We start from the raw sequence: 17,560 nt of genomic DNA on the forward strand, positions 1-17,560 counted from the left end.
TGTTTTGCTTCCCGGTAGGCGGATAATATACACTATATATGGGTATCACCTAGATAGAGAAGCAACTCGCATTAACGATACACCACACAAAGGAGACGTTTATGGATACTTCTACACATTTTGTCATGGGGATTGGTTTGGCCGGTCTGGCTTATGTCGATCCTGTTGTCGCGACGAGTCCCATGCTCGCAGCTGCGGTCATGGTTGGCACCATTGCAGGCTCGCAGGCTCCTGACATCGACACTGCGTTACGTCTCAAAAGCAACTCGCTCTACATTCGGAATCACCGGGGTATGTCTCATTCACTGCCATTTCTCCTGTTATGGGTTCTGCTCATCACCGGTGTCATTGCACTGATCTTCCCGGGTGTCGCTGTTGGACACGTCGCGGCTTGGACTGCTGTCGCTGTATGCGTTCACGTTTTTACCGATTTGTTCAATACCTATGGAACTCAGGCAGCACGGCCTTTTACTGAACGCTGGATTGCCTGGAACATCATTCATATTTTTGATCCGTTTCTGTTTACCACACATGTGCTGGCCATTTTGTTATGGGCTTTCGATCTGATTGCTCCTGCTCCACTCTTTGTTTCACTGTATATTTTGATTGGCTTGTATTATGTATGGCGGACAATAGCACGTGCTATGGCTGTTAGACAGGTGAAGCGACTCGACAAAAATAATTCTGAGGCTCATTACATGGTCATCCCAACGATATCCTGGAACCGATGGCATGTGGTGAAAAGATATGAAGACGGCAGTTATGAGATTGGCAAAATGGATCATTCCGTCTTAACCTGGAATCTCCATGCTTCATCGTCCACTCACGCGGCTGTCGCCGCCTCACGCAACTCTCCTGAAGTCACTGCGTTTCTGTACTTCACCTCCTATGCTGTTGCAGAGGTGGAAGAATTACCAGCAGGATACAAGGTTCGCTGGGCAGATGTACGTTATCGACACCGCAAACAATATCCATTTGTCGCTGTAGTCGTTATGGATCGAAATTTCGAAACGATTGATACGTATGTCGGCTGGTTAAGTGACGAGAAAATGGATAAAAAACTTTTATCCGCACGCTCTTGACGAAAGGTGCATGGAAGGGCACAATCAGACATAGGAACGAATGCGCGAGAAAGCCCGGAGCGTTACCGCTCCGGGCTTCTGCTTGTTGCTGTTTGGTTATAATAATTATTTGCCAGACCCAGCCAGAGACTGCTCAGCGATTTGTACCAGACGTTTGGTGATATACCCGCCCAGAGATCCTGTCTCACGGGAAGTGTAGTTACCGTAGTAACCGTCTTGTGGGATAGTTACACCCAGTTCCTGTGCAGCTTCGATTTTCAATTGTTGCAGTGCTGAATTTGCTTGAGGTACCACCAAGTTGTTAGAACGAGATCCTTGAGCCATATTTAAAATCTCCCTTCAATCTGTGTCTGTAATGTAATTGCAAGCTTGCAAGATTATTATGGCTCGTGCGCATCAGGTTATACGGAATTTCATCAAATTTCTATATGGAGGTTTTTCCCAATGAGCAAAGGTTTATCGCTATGGTTTGCATTCTCTTCGATTATGTTGTTAGCGGTTACGGCGATTATGATCTCTTACTCCGGCTGGTTGGCTACGCTGCTGTTTATCGTGTCCGTTGCCAACATCGGCTGGGGATTCGTTATTCGCGCAAAGAAAGAGCGTCGTGAAGCACGTACCACTTCAGAAACCGCCTCTTGACCCAGTAAACTTCATAGGATAGTACGATAATAAAGAGGAGCCCCAATAGGGCTCCTCTTTATTATGTGAACAATTCATTTACTTTAAGTTACTTGCCTCGTCCTACTACAACGTACGTCTAGGAACAAGCCCCATGCGTTCTTTAACCGCATTAAGTGTCTGGGAAGCCACCGCTTCTGCGCGACGAGCTGAAGTTTCCAGAATGTCGGCCAATTCGCCAGACTCGCGAATCTCACGATACCGTTCCTGTAAAGGTTCAATAACGGATACCACCACTTCAGCCAGTTCTTTTTTGAACGGTCCATACATTTTGCCTTCATAGCGTTCCGCTACTTCGTTCAATGTCAGACCTGCGCATTCAGCGTAGATACTCATCAGGTTGCTGACTTCAGGTTTGTTTGCCGGATCATATACAACTTCACGACCAGAATCGGTTGTGGCACGGCTAATTTTTTTGCGGATCACATCTGGCGGATCAAGCAAGGCGATGTAGCTGCCTGCATTGGGATTACTTTTGCTCATTTTGGAAGAAGCATCGTCCAGTGACATTACACGAGCACCCACCTGTGGAATATAAGGGTCTGGAATCGTGAAATACTCACCATAACGATGGTTAAAACGTCCCGCCAAATCGCGTGTCAGTTCCAGATGCTGCTTTTGGTCTTCGCCTACTGGCACAAGATCAGCATTATACAGCAAAATATCAGCAGCCATTAATGAAGGATATACAAACAGTCCGGCGCCAACAGAATCTTTACCGGATGATTTGTCCTTGAACTGAGTCATGCGTTCGAGCTCACCCATCGAAGTCAGGGTGGTCATCAACCAGCCCAATTCCGCGTGCTGCGGTACATGGGATTGCAGAAACACATTGGATTTCGTAGGATCGATTCCAGCTGCGATGAACAATGCAGCTACCGCCTCAGACTGCTCACGCAGCGCTGCTGGCTCTTGAGCTACCGTTACAGCGTGAAGATCAACCACCATGAAGTGACATTGATAGTCATGCTGCAATTTCACAAAGTTTTTAATTGCTCCGATGTAGTTGCCCAATGTGAGCTTGCCACTCGGCTGAATACCCGAAAGTACTGTTTTCATTTCACATAACGCCTCCCTATTTGTTTGTTCCTATTCTCCGCGAACGCAAAAAGGCCCCACATCCGCAAGGGACGTGAGACCGTGGTGCCACCCTTATTCGCATTTCTCCAATCCTCAAGACCTGATTAGATCATGTAGAAGAAATGCCTTCATTTCTCCGTAACGTGGAGTATACGTCCGATTCTACTAAGGGTAGTCCAAGCTCCAGACATCGCCTGTTCAAACCAGCACTCAAAGGTCCATTCGGTAAAGAGTTCACACCGATTCACATCATCCATCGGCTTTCTGAAGAGAGTTCTCTTGGCTTACTTGTCCCTGTCATCGCTTTGATTATAATTCATTAAATAAAACACTTCGTTCAGAATACCATCTTAATCCGCACGGAGCAGAATGTCAAAATGGGAATAGCTTTTTTTACCCACTTCACAGAAATCTGTTATGATGGAATTGCTTATCCTAATTACCAGCATTCATTCGGTATGCTAATGGGATAAGTGGCATGTACACAATGACACGCCTGCAACGGCATATAGGAATGGTCGTTTGCAGACAGATTTCAAGTGGGAAAAGGAGCATCGATATGAAAAAAGTGACCAAAGGCCAATGGAATGGTTACGACACGTATATCCTACATAGCCGTGAATTGGAGATTACCCTGCTGCCGCGTCTTGGAAATAATATTATTTCGATTCGCGATCTGGTGCAGGGCCGCGATGTCGTTCGCAGTCCGGAAGAAGACGAACTTGCCTTTTATTTGCAGAAGCCGTATCACTTCGGCGTTCCGCTTCTTGTTCCGCCAGGCCGCATTCATCGAGGACAATTCGAATATGAGGGAGTTCATTACCAATTCGATCAGAATACGGCCAATGACAACCATATTCACGGCCTCCACCGCAGCCAGTCCTGGTGTGTCAGCGACATCGAAGAAGATGAAGATGGCTGTGCAATTACAACGGAATTATTAACTGAAAATGAAGAGCATTGGATGGCTCAATTTCCAATTCCTTTGAAGCTTAAGATGACGTTCAGACTACAAAACGCGGTGTTAAGCCAGCGTCTGCGTGTGACCAATCTGAGCTCTACTCCTGCTCCTTTTGGAATGGGATATCATACATGGTTTCTGCTTGACGGCAAACCTGCCGAATGGACACTTCAACTTCCTGTGTCCGGAATTTACGCTCAGAATGAAGAACAACTGCCTACAGGTGAGATTGAATCTCTCGGAGAATGGTCTTCTTTGAACGATGGCACGAACATGCAAGGACGAAACTGGGATACTATTTTGAAAGCTGCCGAAGGGCAACCAGCGGTAGCTCACTTGCGCAGGCAGGATGGATATACGCTGAAATATTCAGCGGATGAAGCATATTTCAAACATTGGGTCCTCTTTACAAAGGGCGAATCCGATCAATTTCTATGCATTGAACCCTACACATGGCTCCCTGATGCACCCAATTTGAAATTAACAGACGAGCAAACGGGACTGATTCGTCTGGAACCTGAACAGCCAGTTGAGCTATTTACACGTATTGAGATTGTTCCCCCAACCGAGTAGTAACTCTTGCACTCTCAGGGGCCTTCTATGGGACATAGCCCCTATATTTCCCTTTTATTCTTCGTAGCCGATCCATACTGGATCGGCTTTTTCCATGTTATATCTCATCTCTTTTATCCAAATTATACCTTACGCCATATCATGCATATTTCCTCATTCTCTAACCATACTAACATCACCAAGCCATAAGGAGGTGACACACATGTACGGAGGTCAAAACCAAGGTAGCGGAAGCCGCTCCAACAATCTGGTTGTTCCCCAAGCAACAGCAGCATTGCAACAATTGAAAATTGAAGCTGCACAAGAGCTGGGTGTAACTATTCCCCAAGACGGTTACTACGGTAACTACACTTCCCGTGAGACAGGTTCTCTGGGTGGTTACATCACTAAACGTCTGGTACAAATCGCTGAGCAGCAATTATCGGGTCGTTCGTAAGCTCGTAATTTGTGCTCGTATATGCAAGAACAAAAAGCGGCCTTCCTCGGAAGTGCCGCTTTCCTGTGTGCTCATTACAATTATGAAGACGACTCCATGCCTGAATCCATGTATGTATTGGTTCTTGGATAACGAATCATCAGGTTCGCCATATTATAGTTGGACTCCATCGTGGCATCAACCAGAATCATGCCTTGTCTTACTGTAAAATCAAATGCAATTTCCCCATGAGTCCAATTTCGCTTAAATTTCAAAGTCTCCAGTGCCATTGCGCGGAAAGAAGAGCGCTGGGTTTCGTTTAGTCCACCGTCCTCCACTTCCATTTGACCGTCACGTCCGGTTATCGGATTATGTCGAATCCCAAACTTTCCAATTACATTATTTCGTATTTGCACAAAAACTACACCTGAATCTAACCCTGATAATTCATGATCAAGCTCTTTGAACACCAGATCCAACTGTCGTGCTAATGAAAGCTGGTCAATTTTTACCATAACGCTCCTCCTTTATGCACTTCATCCTTCAAAACAAGGACTTACGACTCATTATATGACAACAAATGTGGTCATTCAACAAAGACAAACAAACTTGGGTAATTATAACTATAATTTGCACAATTAATTGCCATTTTGCGTCCTTTTAGCGAGTTATTTCTCTTAATTGCGACAAATTATTTAGCGGGAGCTTAACTTTAAAAAACACAAAAAAGGCCGCAACCCCGTGTGTATTTACACAGGATTGCAGCCCCATTACATATATAGGAATACTATTTTGCGGATTCTGTCATCTCAAGAAATTGATCAATATCGGCAATGACCAGGTTCGCTGCATTTTGCCAGAAATCAGGTTGTGTGAGATCTGTACCCAGATGTTTCTGAGCCAGTTCTTCTACCGTCATTCGGCCCGTATCTCGCAGCAAGTCATCGTATTTATCGGCAAATGCCGTGCCTTCCTCCTGCGCTCTGGCGTATATGCCTGCACTGAACATATATCCGAACGTATACGGGAAGTTGTAGAATGGTACACCTGTCAGATAGAAATGCAGCTTGGATGCCCAGAAATGCGGATGATCGGATGCAAGCGCACCACAGAACGCTTCTTGCTGTGCTTCCACCATCAGTTTGGACAACTCATCTGCATTCACCAAACCTTGTTTGCGTTGCTCATAGAACCGATTTTCGAACAGGAAACGAGCGTGAATATTCATGAAAAATGCAACGCTTCGTTGAATCTTGTCTTCGAGCAGAGCAAGCTTCTCTTGCTCATCCGTTGCTGCTTGAACCAGTGCATCGGCTACAATCAACTCAGCAAAGGTAGATGCCGTTTCCGCCACATTCATGGCGTAGCGTTGATTCAAGGCCGGCAGTTCTTCCATAATGTGCTGATGATATCCGTGACCAAGTTCATGGGCAAGTGTCGACACATTCGACGGCGTTCCAGAGAAGGTCATGAAAATACGTGTTGCTTTGCTGAGTGGCAAGGACGTACAGAATCCCCCTGGACGCTTGCCAGGACGGTCCTCTGCTTCGATCCAACGTTTCTCAAACGCCATCTCTGCAAATTTGGAAAGTTTGGGACTGAACTTGGCGAATTGATCAACAATATTGATGGCTGCCTCGTCATATGTGACTTTTCCACCCGACTTGCCTACAGGTGCATCCACGTCACTCCAGCTGAGTTTTTCCACACCAAGCAGTTTTGCCTTGCGCTCCAAATATCGAACCAATGCAGGTTTGGCACCGTTAATTACGTTCCACATTGTATCGAGCGTCTGACGCGACATCCGATTGATCGCCAAAGGTTCCTTGAGAATATCATCCCAGCCGCGCTTCTCATACAATTTGAGACGGAAGCCTGCCAGATGGTTTAATGTATCTGCACAGAAGTCTTCGACATCGGTCCAAGCTTGTTCCCAATTGGCGAATACAGTCTCGCGCACATTCCGGTCACTGTCGCTCAGCTTGTTGGAAGCCTGGCCTGCGGACAGCATAACCGTTTCACCATTTTGCTCAAATGGAATGTTAACCTTGCTCACAATGGTGTTATAGAATTTGCCCCAGCCATGGTAACCATCCACGCCCAAATCAAGCGCAAGGCCTTCAAGCTCAGGAGACAGTTTCTCACGAGCTTGCGTGCGGCTTTCGTTCAATGCAAAGGCAAGCGGCCGAATATTCTCCCGGGCAATCCATGCTTCCCATACAGAGTCTGTCGTCTGGCTAAGCGTATTATCGAATTGGGACTTGGTGCTGTTGAACATCGCGCTAAGAGAACTTATGGTTCCCTGAAGCTGAACTGCCTTTTTATCCTTTTGGTTTTGTGAAGAAAGACAGGACACAAATGCCGACCCTTCCGAAATTCGGATATAACAGCTCTGAAGCAATGCCAGGATCGGATCAAACGCATTCGTTTCTTCCAACGACTTGGGTGCAGATGTTTCTTTCAAAAGGGCTTGCAGCTTGCGTACATCCTGCTCCAGCTCAATCAAATACGCAGCGAACGACTCGGAGGCAGAACCTCCACTAAAGATGGACTCCAGATCCCAGACGGGTTGTAATGGTGTTTTCATTTAAATAAGGCACCTCTCTCAGTAGAATGGATAATTAACCTTGAATTAGAACTGGTTTTATAAGCGCTATATCTCTATACTAGAGAAATAGTTTAAGCTATTTTCAGGAGGTAATCGTATGAAACCTTTACAAGTCTCGGCTGACACAGCCGTCAAATTAGCAGAATCTCTGGGTGTTCCTCTCGAACATCTGATGCATATGCCGCAGCATATTCTGATGCAGAAAATCGCCGAGTTGGCCAAAGAAGAAGCGGCTAAACCTGCCTCTACGGAAGGCGAGCAAGAATGATCCCCTTTGAGAACAGCTGGCCTTACGATATTGTAATGGGGGACATTTATGTACAGCAATGTCCGTACTGCCATGCAAACAATGTACTGCTGCCACTCAAACCGAAGGAGCTTGTACGCATTCGCGAAGGCAAAAAGAAATTACTGGTCTTTCCTTGTTGTAATGCCAGCATGACTGTGATCGACAACGATAGTGATTACCTGCTATCCAGTCGTCCTGTCCGCAATTAGAGAACAACTGTCACTTATCAAATGGGGCTGCGTTTCGCAGCCTCTTTGTCTGCTTCAATCATTTCATCTGGCAATTCCAGCTTGCCCGAAATCATCTGTTCCCGCAGCAATGCCCACTGCTCCCGTGAAGCACGAATCATGGCAGCATCGGTAATGCGCTTGTCATGAATGACCCTGCCGAACCATTTTACAGCCTCATGGAATCGACCTACCCTGCGGTTCAACTCTCCCAGCAGATACAACAGCTTGGCTTCATTCCCGCCAGTACCTTCCCGTTCATAAACCTTTACATAAGCCTCAAGGCTAAATTCAAGAAAACGGTTTTCCTGGGTATGATCCTCCATGTAACGATACAACCAGGCAATATGATGCAGCAGGCCGGCAACGACACGATCTTTCTCCTGAATAACCTGAGCACACAGCAATCCAAGCTTGTATGAATCCATCGCCTGCTCCAGTGTCCGCGCTCCGCTATAGCCTCGTTTCACCCAACGATTGCCGATCTGCTCCTTGAAAGCCTTGCGCTGTTTATCGTTCAATTGTTCCGTCGAATTCTCTGTCGAAGCGAATCCACACTTCGGACAGATTCGAACAACATAGAAATCTGGATTTTCCCGCTTGTAATACGCGCAAAAATCGGAATCCGTCCGATATGGCCGTTTTAAGCTTGGTCTTACGCGTGAGGTATCATACTCAGTCTCGCAATAATGACACTTCACCTTTACCTTATACAGAGGCTCTAATTCCACTCATTCCATCCCTCTCCCATAAGCTTGTAATCGGAACTAAGGTGTATTCACAAAATGATGTGCTGGCCCCGACAATCGCTGCAGGACAAAAGAATGCAAAGGCTCTTCCACACCAACTTGTGTCAACGCCTGATCCATACATGCAAGCCAGGCTTCTGCCCGTTCAACCGTTACTTCAAAGTGCATATGGCGGGCACGCATCATCGGATGACCAAAAGCCTCGGAAAACAATGCAGGACCACCGAAGAATTGAGACAAAAACATGTATTGCTTGTCCATTACCGGCTGAATATTCTCCGGAAAAAGAGATGCCAGCTTCTCATTCTGCTGAACAATCGGATAAAAAGCTTCGACCAGTGCGCGAACGCCTGCCTCTCCACCAAGATTGTCATAGATACTCAAACTAGGATTCATTCCGCTTTCCCCTCCTTTCAGGTGTCGAATTTTGACATATATTACACTCCCATGCTTAATTATGAAAGGAGATAGAAGAACAAGGCCACGAACGCCTTAATCTTCATTCTATCAAAAAAATCCCAAAAGTCCTATATAACATAAAAGGGTTATGGTCCCACATAGCCATGTCTCATACAGGTCTATCTCATACAGAAGACACAAAAAAAGCGCCAAACATGAGGTTTGGCGCACCAGATATTTCATTAATAACTTCGCCAGTCCTCTTCTTCAGAGCGCACAAGCGAGGCACGTATAACATAAACAAAAGCACAAACCAGGATTCCGGTGACAAGACTCATAATCATCACTCCATCCGATTTAATTCCACCTTCTAGGTAATTAGGTGACGTTCAGGCGTTTTTATCATTTTAGCATACATCTCTTAAAAAGACAGCCACTTTTGCAAGCGCTTTCTAAACATTAATTTGTACTGTTTGTCCGCTTTGTCTCATATATTGATGGCAAAAGCACCAGCGATCTGCTGCACACTGACCATTCCAAAAATAAAGGAGAAGAATTCATGGCCGCTTCACAACGAATCACCCATGTCCTGATCCCACTAGCTCTCCTGATCCTGTGTGTATTGATGGTGCTGTTTCCTGCGGAAACCTGGCATGCAGGCGTACGTGGACTATCCATTTGGTGGGACGTGCTTTTCCCCTCCCTTTTTCCCTTTCTGGTACTATCCGAGCTGCTTCTTGGCTTCGGCATTGTTCATTTTTTGGGTACCCTCTTAAATCCATTGATGCGTCCGCTATTTCGCGTTCCCGGAAGCGGCGGCTTTGTGTTTGCTGTCAGTTGCGCTTCCGGTTATCCCACTGGAGCCAAATTGACTGCACAATTGTGGGAACAAAAATTAGTTACTCGGGAAGAAGGTGAACGCCTCGTTGCTTTCACCACATCATCCGATCCCATCTTCATGATTGGAGCCGTATCGGTCGGTTTTTTTCATAATGTAGCTATCGCTCCCGTACTGGTCACATCACATTATGGTGCTGCATTTCTTGTGGGCCTGCTCATGCGGTTCCATGGCGGAGTCTCCGTAAAGGATAAACAGTCGATCATCGACTCTCCCTCCGCATCTGAAGAGGTACACAGAAACAGACTGCTTCGAGCCATTTATGCAATGCACGAGGCAAGAAAGGCTGACGGACGGGCATTTGGTGAATTGCTGCGCCAGGCAGTCTCCTCATCCCTTCGCCTTATTATTATCGTAGGCGGGTTAGTTGTATTCTTCTCCGTTATGATGGAATTACTCGTTCAAACCGGATGGCTAGGTGGATTATATGCCATTACGGAACAACTGCTTCTATATACAGGATTCCCCCCTGCCTTATCCCACAGTCTCGTAGGCGGATTATTCGAAGTCACTTTGGGAGCCAAGGAAGCAGGAGGGGCGGGCATATCCATTCCGCTTGTGTACAAAGCTGCTGCTGCTGCTTTCGTCCTCTCCTGGGGCGGGTTATCCGTTCATGCCCAGATTATGAGTGTCCTGAGCAACACACCAATGAGATATGGCCCCTTTCTGTTTGCCAGAGCAATCCATGCTCTCATTGCCCCCATACTTGTACTTTTGCTATGGATGCCTATGATGGGTGATTCGGAATGGCCTGTTTTGTTCCAAACGGGTGCCAAGCCAGAATTATTTTCGTATACACCAGACTGGGGACAGATCCTGTTTTCGGGAGTAGGTGTACTTGGAGGCGTATTACTTTTACTGCTCATGCTTTCTCTAATAAGTCCCTTTTTCTTACCTCGACGTATGAAAAAATAAGCCATCCTGTGCGTTCATATTCAACTGAATATCAATCCAACATTGTGTTCTTCTCTGGAATTGATTATCATCGGTAGTATAATGACCACAAAGGAGCTTTCATCTTGAGATACTATGTTCAAGACCGCGGAGACCAGTTATCGATTGATCTCAGTCAGCAGTTTCATGCGCTGGCAAAAGAGGAAGGGTTTAAGCTGGATGCAGAATCGCCGGAGATTGTCATCTCCATCGGAGGCGATGGTACGATGCTGCAAGCATTTCACAATTTCATCGACCGCATCCCGGACATTGCTTTTGTTGGGGTTCATACAGGCCATCTCGGCTTTTATGCCGATTGGAAGAAGGAAGAATTACGGGAACTGGTTAGATTGATGAGCGGCAAAGGAGACCCGGAACGACTCAAACCCCGGATTGTGGAGTATCCGCTGCTGGAGCTTGAGATTCGTAAAAAGTCGGGCAATACCTCTTATATCGCACTGAACGAATTTACGTTAAAAGGTGTAGACGGTACGGTCGTTGCTCAGGTCGACATTAATGACGTGACGTTTGAGATGTTCCGGGGAGACGGTATCTGTGTATCGACACCTTCAGGCAGTACGGCATACAACAAGGCGCTTGGCGGCGCCATGGTGCATCCCACAATCGAGGCTATTCAGATCGCCGAGATTGCTTCAATCAATAACCGCGTCTATCGGACGCTGGGTTCACCGGTTATTTTGCCCAAGCACCATCACTGTGATATCTTCTCACGCAAGGATCAGCGGTTATTGCTTACCATTGACCACGTAAACGTTATGGTGGAAGATCTCATATCCGTACGCTGCCAGGTGGCCCGTCACAAGGTCAGCTTCGCCCGTTTCCGGCCCTATCCGTTTTGGAACAGGGTTCGCACAGCTTTTTTGGACTAAATACACGCAACAAAAAAAGCGGTCCTTCTCAGGAACCGCTTTTTGCTTTGGCTTGAGGCTGATCTTTGCTCTTCTGAAGCACAAAGTACGCACAGCCAAAATTGCAATATTCATTGATATAATCCACCATGCTGGAGATCGTGGAATCCTTCGTTGCTTTGGGATGGTTGTCCCGGTAAAAACCTTTCAACCGCAGCTGGCTGTAACCCCAGTCCCCAATAATGTAATCGTACCGCTCCAGCACTTCGCTGTAACGATCGCGGAAGACTTCAGGATTCCAGCCTTCTTTGTGGTTCTGCACGATTTCATAATTCTTTCCGCCGATTTGAACAATAACCGGTTCTTTGGGTTCGTCCTGGACAGGCTCCTGAACCGATTCCTGAATCTGTTCTGAACTTTTTTCTTCTTCCAAACCTGTCTCCTCCATCATGCGTGAGATGCCGCCTTTTCAGTATTTTTCGCAGCAGATTTCACTTGTTCATGGGCATGGTAGGAGCTGCGGACCATAGGTCCGGATTCGACGTGGCTGAATCCACGCTTCAGTCCTTCCTGCTTCAATGATGCGAACTCTTCTGGCGGATAATACTTCTCCACAAACAGATGTTTCTCTGATGGCTGCAAGTATTGACCAATCGTCATAATATCACAATCCACAGCGCGCAGATCATCCATTGTTTGCAAAATTTCCTGATATTCCTCACCTACACCAAGCATGATGCTCGATTTCGTTGGGATATTTGGCTGCATTTCCTTGGCACGAGCAAGCAGTTCGAGTGAACGCTTGTATTTCGCCTTGGCACGGACTTTGTCCGATAACCGCTCAACGGTCTCGATGTTATGATTCAAGATATCCGGTTTGGCATCCATCACAATCTGCAAGGAATCCCGGTCACCCAAAAAGTCCGGAATCAGCACTTCTACGCTACATAAAGGCAAACGACGACGAACGGCCTTGACCGTCTCCGCAAAGATCGTCGCTCCTCCATCCTTCAGGTCATCACGCGCCACGCTTGTAATTACGCAGTGTTGCAGATTCATCTGTTCTGCTGCTTCTGCCACACGTTCTGGTTCCTGCAAATCAAGTTCCGTTGGCAAGCCGGTATTCACCGCGCAAAAACGGCATGCCCGTGTGCAAATGTCGCCCAAAATCATAAAAGTAGCCGTCCGATTGGCCCAACATTCATAAATATTCGGGCACCGTGCTTCCTCACATACTGTATGCAGCGTTTTGGAACGCATCATCGTTTTCATTTCCTGATAGTTATCGCCGGTTGTCAATTTGATCCGAATCCAGTCCGGTTTCGGTTCTTTAACACGTTTAGCCAATGCATAAACCTTCTTTCTACTGAAGTTAGGCTGTTGCTCGGAACATATTATACCATGAAAGCGCTGGAAAAACCCCCATTTGTCACATCTTGTGCATTCATGTCTTACATGGATAAAATGAAGACTTTTGAAGAACGCTAGGTTATAGCTTGGTTCACCGGGCACCATATGCATCATCTCATTGGAAAGGGGGCTGCTTCCCTGTGCAAGATCGCTTTACATCGCGGTTAACTTATTCCTTTTGGATCAAAACATTGCTTGCAGGCACACTGCTTCTCCCATTCTTGCCTGTTGATGTTTACGGTGAACCCACCGCCGCTGATTCCAAACCTCAAGCTGTAGAGCAAAAACCAGCGGACATTTTCGCTTCACGCCGACATCTATATGAAAGCATTGGTCAGATGACCCAAATTCCCTGGTACAGGCTCGCAGCGATTGATCAATATGAACGAACCATCTCGCGTGCACATCCGAAAGATCGTAAACATCCGGAACGGCTGACCGGCATATTCATGACCTCCCCTGCCTGGAGAGGCTGGCTAAATCCGGATGAGACGGATCAACAACCGGGTTCCATTGTCTTTTTCAATGGGTATGGTCGTGACGGTTCTGGTGATGGTGTAGCAGATGCTAATAATGACCTGGACGTACTTTACAGCATGGCTTCCATTGTTCAGAATTATGGGAACAAGCCGGAGGACTTCAACATCGCTCTGTGGGAATATTATCATAACTCCCGGGCTGTGCAACGCATTCAGCAATTCGCGAAATTATATGAGCATTTTGACAGCCTCGATCTCTTTGGTCACGCCTTTCCCGTCCCTCTCGGAACCAACTATTCATATCGCAGCACCTGGGGAACTAAACGCAGTTGGGGCGGGTACCGTATTCATGAAGGCACAGATATTTTTGCACCGCATGGCCTGCCTGTGCGCAGTACCTGTTACGGTGTCGTGGAAATCAAAGGCTGGAATCCGTTTGGCGGCTGGCGTATCGGTATTCGTGATCTGAACAACCATTACCACTATTACGCTCATCTATCCGGCTTCGACAAAAACGCCCATATCGGCGAAGTGGTTACCCCTGGTCAGGTTTTGGGCTGGGTGGGCAGTTCAGGCTATGGAAAACCAGGTACACAAGGCAAGTTTCCTCCTCATCTCCACTATGGCATCTATCGTGACAGTGGTCTGAATGAATGGTCCTTTGACCCTTACCCGAATCTGAAGCATTGGGAGCAGGAAGAACGCAAACAGAAAAAAGCCAAAGGCAAATGAGGCAAAATGAGGTTGGAACAAAGGATTATAAGTATCTATTTAGTAATCTATTTAGTTTGAGATGATTTTTAATACAAAGTGGGACCTCTATCATAGGGGCCCCGTTTTTTTATTCGATATTTGCCTTTGACTCATTAGTGGTTCACATCCACGTCAAGCTGCAATCCCTCATCAGACAAATCCGGCTCAACCTCCAGTCCATTTCCGTTCAGACCGTTTGCTGGAGCCTGCTGCTGGTTGGGAGAGGTTGAATTAGGCGTTCCTCCATGACCACTCGAAACACCCGTCTGACCCGATGGCAGTGCAATCGCGGGTGCATTGCTGCCGTTGGTGCCTACCGGTTTGCCCTGATTATCGTAGTAGTACATCGGCACATCCCCGACCACCAACAGGTAAGATATCGGAATTTCCGTATCGACGGTCTCGGGTTCCATGTCAAAGGGCACCACTACCGCAACTTCGGCAATGATGTGAATGTACACTTCCACCAGAATCATGTTTATACCGGCATTCTGCTGACGGGTGTTCAGATCCACCTTGACGGCTCCCTGAGGCTCAATACGAACCGGTATACTTGGACCAAAGGATGCCAGTACCGGACTGCCCAACGCCTGCCCCAGCGGAATTTTTTCTTTTAACATATGCACGTTCTGCAAAGTGGATTGCACGATGTTCATCGTACTCGCGGTGATTCGCATATGCTCATCGTAATTCAGCATGAATCCGGACACTTTCCCAGCCGTATCGGTTTTCCAATCAATCAATCCTTCGGTGGATTTGCCTTCGGAAACCTGCGCTGTAATCGCCTTGTTGATCGCTTCCGTTGCAATCTGCTTTACTCTGATTTTAGCCAGATGCATGATGGGTGGTTTCATTTTCTTATCCACATAGGCAAAACCCTGCATCAAACAAAACGCTGTTACCAATAAAATAATCAACCACATTTTGCGCCTTCCACTTGGCGGCTTGCGGCGTCTTCGACTTCGCCATCGTCTTCTCATCATCGGGCGTCCCTCCCCTGCGGGATGAGCTATAGGCTATATACTATCCTTATGCACTGTTGTCCCGAAAAAGAAGGACAGCACCTGCTCGTACGTGGATATCATCACTTACAACAAAAAAAGCCTTCCGCCAGCAGATTTTGTCTGCAAGACGGAAGGCTTTTTAATGGAATATGGCTCTGAGGAATCAGATCCCTGTCCACATTTTATTATTTCGGAACGGACTCCCAATCTTTCAAGAAACGTTCAATGCCGCTGTCTGTCAGCGGGTGTTTCCACAATGTTGGCAGGAGCGAACCCGGAATGGTCGCGATATGCGCACCAGAAAGAGCTGCATCCTCGACATGTTTGATATTACGGATGCTTGCTGCAATAATTTCGGAAGGCAAATCATACGTATCCAGAATGAGACGCAGATCGCGAATCAGCTTCATGCCATCCACCGCAATATCATCCAGACGGCCAACAAATGGACTGATGTATGTTGCTCCAGCTTTTGCCGCCATCAGACCCTGTGCTGCAGAGAAGATCAGCGTTACATTAGTTTTAATTCCTTTTTGGGTCAGTTCATGACAAGCATAGAGTCCATCTTCGGTCATCGGTAGTTTAATCACTACATTCGGTGCCCATTCTGCAATTTCATAAGCTTCCTTCAACATATCCTCGGCTTTAAGTCCGATCACTTCAGCACTGACCGGGCCTTTAACAACGCCACAGATCTCCTGAATCACTTCTTTAAATACGCGACCTTCTTTGGCAATCAAAGACGGGTTGGTCGTGACTCCATCCACCAGACCAAGACGTTCGATCCGTTTGATTTCTTCAACATTACCTGTATCTAAGAAAAATTTCATGATATGTTCCCTCCACTTGATGAATTTATAAACAACTATACTCATCATTACCCAATTATCCGTATATGTTAACAGTTATATATGAATTAATTTTTTTCTACAGCGTGACCGCCAAATTCATTACGCAATGCTGCAACAACTTTACCTGTGAACGTGTCTGTTTCCAGGGAGCGGTAACGCATCAACAGGGACAACGCGATAACTGGCGTAGCAGTTTGCAGGTCAAATGCTGTTTCAACCGTCCAACGTCCTTCACCGGAAGAATGCATAACCCCTTTGATTTCATCCAGGTTAGCGTCTTTGGAGAATGCACGCTCTGTCAATTCCATCAACCAAGAACGGATAACGGAACCATTGTTCCATACACGAGCAACTTGTTCGAAGTCGAAATCGAAGCCGCTTTTCTCCAATACGTCGAAGCCTTCACCGATGGAAGCCATCATACCATACTCGATACCGTTGTGAACCATTTTCAGGAAGTGACCGCTACCCGCTTTACCTGCATACAGGTAACCATTTTCAACGGAAGTATCCTTAAACGCAGGCTCAACCACTGCCCAAGCTTCAGGATCGCCACCGATCATGTAACATGCGCCATTACGTGCGCCTTCCATACCGCCGGATGTACCAGCATCCATATAGTGAATGCCTTTAGGTTTCATTTCTTCGTAACGACGGATGGACTCTTTGTAGTGCGAGTTACCCGCTTCAATGATAATGTCGCCTTTGGACAACAGTGGGCTTACTTCAGCCAATACAGCGTCAACCACGTTGTGAGGAACCATGATCCACAATACACGTGGGGATTCAAGAGAAGCGACCATTTCTGCATAAGAAGATACGCCTGCTGCGCCGTATTCTTTCATTTCATTTACAGCTTCAGCGTTAAGGTCAAAAGCAACCACTTCATGTTTGTGGTCAATCAGGTTTCTACCCAGGTTCAATCCCATTTTACCTAATCCAATAAGTCCAAGTTTCATTGCTAAGTTCCTCCTGTTATGAACATTTCTAGTTTTATCTGGCCAATTCCAAAATAAGTGCTTAACCATGGCGCAGTAGCCGTTCCGGTTACGAATCGTTCTTTCGATCGCTCTTATCCCCAGATTTCTTTTCATTCCCCTCTAAAGGGGGAAATCCGGGGATAAAGGCGCACGCTTCGCTTCTTCAGAATCGATTTCGTCCCCTACACTACTCGCGCGTAATTGTTACGAACTGATTTAGATTGAGCCGCTAATCTATATCAAAAATTTTCGCGGCCTTCCGGGTATTACCGGAAGGGCTTATGCAAAATTGGAACGGTGTACTTCATAAAAATTTTGT

General features: G+C 46.6%; 20 protein-coding genes and 1 other annotated feature. Of the genes, 9 read left to right on the plus strand and 11 right to left on the minus strand.

The window, feature by feature from the left end:
- The first annotated feature begins 101 nt into the window (after window positions 1–101).
- Window positions 102–1,082, plus strand: a complete 981-nt coding sequence (locus AC3ITG_RS26820) for a metal-dependent hydrolase (protein ID WP_413373510.1) — start codon at window positions 102–104, stop codon at window positions 1,080–1,082.
- A 105-nt stretch (window positions 1,083–1,187) separates the two neighbouring features.
- Here the strand turns inward: AC3ITG_RS26820 and AC3ITG_RS26825 are convergent, their stop codons facing one another.
- Window positions 1,188–1,406 carry an alpha/beta-type small acid-soluble spore protein gene (locus AC3ITG_RS26825; protein WP_017692386.1) on the minus strand — a complete coding sequence of 73 codons (219 nt, stop codon included), beginning with the start codon at window positions 1,404–1,406 and terminating at the stop codon, window positions 1,188–1,190.
- Between the two features lie 120 nt (window positions 1,407–1,526).
- Here AC3ITG_RS26825 and AC3ITG_RS26830 point away from each other — a divergent pair, with 120 nt between their 5' ends.
- Entirely contained in the window at window positions 1,527–1,724 is a 198-nt protein-coding gene (locus AC3ITG_RS26830) for a hypothetical protein (protein WP_489251867.1), read from the plus strand.
- 105 nt (window positions 1,725–1,829) lie between these two features.
- Here AC3ITG_RS26830 and trpS read toward each other — a convergent pair whose 3' ends face one another.
- Window positions 1,830–2,822 (minus strand): tryptophan--tRNA ligase, encoded by a 993-nt coding sequence (gene trpS / locus AC3ITG_RS26835; RefSeq protein WP_489251868.1) that lies wholly within the window; start codon window positions 2,820–2,822, stop codon window positions 1,830–1,832.
- A gap of 64 nt (window positions 2,823–2,886) precedes the next feature.
- Window positions 2,887–3,153, minus strand: a binding site (T-box leader).
- Window positions 3,154–3,402: 249 nt separating this feature from the next.
- Between trpS and AC3ITG_RS26840 the strand changes: the two genes are divergently transcribed.
- Window positions 3,403–4,377, plus strand: a complete 975-nt coding sequence (locus tag AC3ITG_RS26840) for an aldose 1-epimerase (RefSeq protein ID WP_489251869.1) — start codon at window positions 3,403–3,405, stop codon at window positions 4,375–4,377.
- A gap of 202 nt (window positions 4,378–4,579) precedes the next feature.
- The gene (locus tag AC3ITG_RS26845) at window positions 4,580–4,813 is read left to right on the plus strand and encodes an alpha/beta-type small acid-soluble spore protein (RefSeq protein WP_017692382.1); all 234 of its coding nucleotides are present in this window, start codon (window positions 4,580–4,582) and stop codon (window positions 4,811–4,813) included.
- Between the two features lie 80 nt (window positions 4,814–4,893).
- On the opposite strand, the gene AC3ITG_RS26850 is transcribed toward AC3ITG_RS26845, so the two are convergent.
- A complete protein-coding gene (locus AC3ITG_RS26850) occupies window positions 4,894–5,307 on the minus strand; it encodes an O-methyltransferase (RefSeq protein ID WP_413373518.1) in 414 nt (137 codons plus the stop codon).
- 272 nt (window positions 5,308–5,579) lie between these two features.
- Window positions 5,580–7,379 carry a M3 family oligoendopeptidase gene (locus tag AC3ITG_RS26855; RefSeq protein ID WP_489251870.1) on the minus strand — a complete coding sequence of 600 codons (1,800 nt, stop codon included), beginning with the start codon at window positions 7,377–7,379 and terminating at the stop codon, window positions 5,580–5,582.
- 118 nt (window positions 7,380–7,497) lie between these two features.
- Between AC3ITG_RS26855 and AC3ITG_RS26860 the strand changes: the two genes are divergently transcribed.
- Both AC3ITG_RS26860 and AC3ITG_RS26865 read left to right on the plus strand, forming a co-directional pair.
- Window positions 7,498–7,668, plus strand: coding sequence for a YycC family protein (locus AC3ITG_RS26860; RefSeq protein ID WP_064506463.1), 171 nt, complete (start codon window positions 7,498–7,500; stop codon window positions 7,666–7,668).
- Complete coding sequence (locus tag AC3ITG_RS26865) at window positions 7,665–7,898, plus strand: hypothetical protein (protein WP_063566143.1); 234 nt, start codon at window positions 7,665–7,667, stop codon at window positions 7,896–7,898. The genes AC3ITG_RS26860 and AC3ITG_RS26865 overlap by 4 nt, the downstream gene beginning before the upstream one ends.
- A gap of 17 nt (window positions 7,899–7,915) precedes the next feature.
- Here the strand turns inward: AC3ITG_RS26865 and AC3ITG_RS26870 are convergent, their stop codons facing one another.
- The gene (locus AC3ITG_RS26870) at window positions 7,916–8,647 is read right to left on the minus strand and encodes a DUF2225 domain-containing protein (RefSeq protein ID WP_489251871.1); all 732 of its coding nucleotides are present in this window, start codon (window positions 8,645–8,647) and stop codon (window positions 7,916–7,918) included.
- Between the two features lie 36 nt (window positions 8,648–8,683).
- Window positions 8,684–9,061 (minus strand): globin domain-containing protein, encoded by a 378-nt coding sequence (locus tag AC3ITG_RS26875; RefSeq protein ID WP_489251872.1) that lies wholly within the window; start codon window positions 9,059–9,061, stop codon window positions 8,684–8,686.
- Between the two features lie 562 nt (window positions 9,062–9,623).
- Here AC3ITG_RS26875 and ylbJ point away from each other — a divergent pair.
- Together ylbJ and AC3ITG_RS26885 are read left to right on the plus strand one after the other, a co-directional pair.
- Window positions 9,624–10,877, plus strand: a complete 1,254-nt coding sequence (gene ylbJ, locus AC3ITG_RS26880) for a sporulation integral membrane protein YlbJ (protein ID WP_489251873.1) — start codon at window positions 9,624–9,626, stop codon at window positions 10,875–10,877.
- A gap of 104 nt (window positions 10,878–10,981) precedes the next feature.
- Window positions 10,982–11,785, plus strand: a complete 804-nt coding sequence (locus tag AC3ITG_RS26885; protein ID WP_024634403.1) for an NAD kinase — start codon at window positions 10,982–10,984, stop codon at window positions 11,783–11,785.
- A gap of 28 nt (window positions 11,786–11,813) precedes the next feature.
- Here AC3ITG_RS26885 and AC3ITG_RS26890 read toward each other — a convergent pair whose 3' ends face one another.
- Together AC3ITG_RS26890 and lipA are read right to left on the minus strand one after the other, a co-directional pair.
- A complete protein-coding gene (locus AC3ITG_RS26890; protein WP_413373527.1) occupies window positions 11,814–12,215 on the minus strand; it encodes a YutD family protein in 402 nt (133 codons plus the stop codon).
- On the minus strand, window positions 12,212–13,111 hold the full coding sequence (gene lipA / locus AC3ITG_RS26895; protein WP_413373529.1) for a lipoyl synthase: 900 nt from the start codon (window positions 13,109–13,111) through the stop codon (window positions 12,212–12,214). Before lipA ends, AC3ITG_RS26890 begins: the two co-directional genes overlap by 4 nt.
- A 203-nt stretch (window positions 13,112–13,314) precedes the next feature.
- On the opposite strand from lipA, the gene AC3ITG_RS26900 reads away from it, so the two are divergent.
- Window positions 13,315–14,385 (plus strand): M23 family metallopeptidase, encoded by a 1,071-nt coding sequence (locus tag AC3ITG_RS26900; RefSeq protein WP_489251874.1) that lies wholly within the window; start codon window positions 13,315–13,317, stop codon window positions 14,383–14,385.
- A gap of 134 nt (window positions 14,386–14,519) precedes the next feature.
- On the opposite strand, the gene yunB is transcribed toward AC3ITG_RS26900, so the two are convergent.
- The 3 genes from yunB to gnd form a co-directional block, all read right to left on the minus strand.
- Window positions 14,520–15,389 (minus strand): sporulation protein YunB, encoded by an 870-nt coding sequence (gene yunB / locus AC3ITG_RS26905; protein ID WP_489251875.1) that lies wholly within the window; start codon window positions 15,387–15,389, stop codon window positions 14,520–14,522.
- Window positions 15,390–15,595: 206 nt separating this feature from the next.
- A complete protein-coding gene (gene fsa / locus AC3ITG_RS26910) occupies window positions 15,596–16,240 on the minus strand; it encodes a fructose-6-phosphate aldolase (protein WP_024632668.1) in 645 nt (214 codons plus the stop codon).
- A gap of 86 nt (window positions 16,241–16,326) precedes the next feature.
- Window positions 16,327–17,220 (minus strand): phosphogluconate dehydrogenase (NAD(+)-dependent, decarboxylating), encoded by an 894-nt coding sequence (gnd, locus tag AC3ITG_RS26915; protein ID WP_063566149.1) that lies wholly within the window; start codon window positions 17,218–17,220, stop codon window positions 16,327–16,329.
- Between the last annotated feature and the right edge of the window lie 340 nt (window positions 17,221–17,560).

Source organism: Paenibacillus sp. GL_099_B (assembly GCF_057835695.1).

Excerpts from the sequence above, each read along its gene's own strand:
- AC3ITG_RS26820 (WP_413373510.1), top strand. The coding sequence starts at position 102 with ATGGATACTTCTACACATTTTGTCATGGGGATTGGTTTGGCCGGTCTG.
- AC3ITG_RS26825 (WP_017692386.1), bottom strand. The coding sequence starts at position 1,406 with ATGGCTCAAGGATCTCGTTCTAACAACTTGGTGGTACCTCAAGCAAAT.
- AC3ITG_RS26830 (WP_489251867.1), top strand. The coding sequence starts at position 1,527 with ATGAGCAAAGGTTTATCGCTATGGTTTGCATTCTCTTCGATTATGTTG.
- trpS (WP_489251868.1), bottom strand. The coding sequence starts at position 2,822 with ATGAAAACAGTACTTTCGGGTATTCAGCCGAGTGGCAAGCTCACATTG.
- AC3ITG_RS26840 (WP_489251869.1), top strand. The coding sequence starts at position 3,403 with ATGAAAAAAGTGACCAAAGGCCAATGGAATGGTTACGACACGTATATC.
- AC3ITG_RS26845 (WP_017692382.1), top strand. The coding sequence starts at position 4,580 with ATGTACGGAGGTCAAAACCAAGGTAGCGGAAGCCGCTCCAACAATCTG.
- AC3ITG_RS26850 (WP_413373518.1), bottom strand. The coding sequence starts at position 5,307 with ATGGTAAAAATTGACCAGCTTTCATTAGCACGACAGTTGGATCTGGTG.
- AC3ITG_RS26855 (WP_489251870.1), bottom strand. The coding sequence starts at position 7,379 with ATGAAAACACCATTACAACCCGTCTGGGATCTGGAGTCCATCTTTAGT.
- AC3ITG_RS26860 (WP_064506463.1), top strand. The coding sequence starts at position 7,498 with ATGAAACCTTTACAAGTCTCGGCTGACACAGCCGTCAAATTAGCAGAA.
- AC3ITG_RS26865 (WP_063566143.1), top strand. The coding sequence starts at position 7,665 with ATGATCCCCTTTGAGAACAGCTGGCCTTACGATATTGTAATGGGGGAC.
- AC3ITG_RS26875 (WP_489251872.1), bottom strand. The coding sequence starts at position 9,061 with ATGAATCCTAGTTTGAGTATCTATGACAATCTTGGTGGAGAGGCAGGC.
- ylbJ (WP_489251873.1), top strand. The coding sequence starts at position 9,624 with ATGGCCGCTTCACAACGAATCACCCATGTCCTGATCCCACTAGCTCTC.
- AC3ITG_RS26890 (WP_413373527.1), bottom strand. The coding sequence starts at position 12,215 with ATGATGGAGGAGACAGGTTTGGAAGAAGAAAAAAGTTCAGAACAGATT.
- yunB (WP_489251875.1), bottom strand. The coding sequence starts at position 15,389 with ATGATGAGAAGACGATGGCGAAGTCGAAGACGCCGCAAGCCGCCAAGT.
- fsa (WP_024632668.1), bottom strand. The coding sequence starts at position 16,240 with ATGAAATTTTTCTTAGATACAGGTAATGTTGAAGAAATCAAACGGATC.
- gnd (WP_063566149.1), bottom strand. The coding sequence starts at position 17,220 with ATGAAACTTGGACTTATTGGATTAGGTAAAATGGGATTGAACCTGGGT.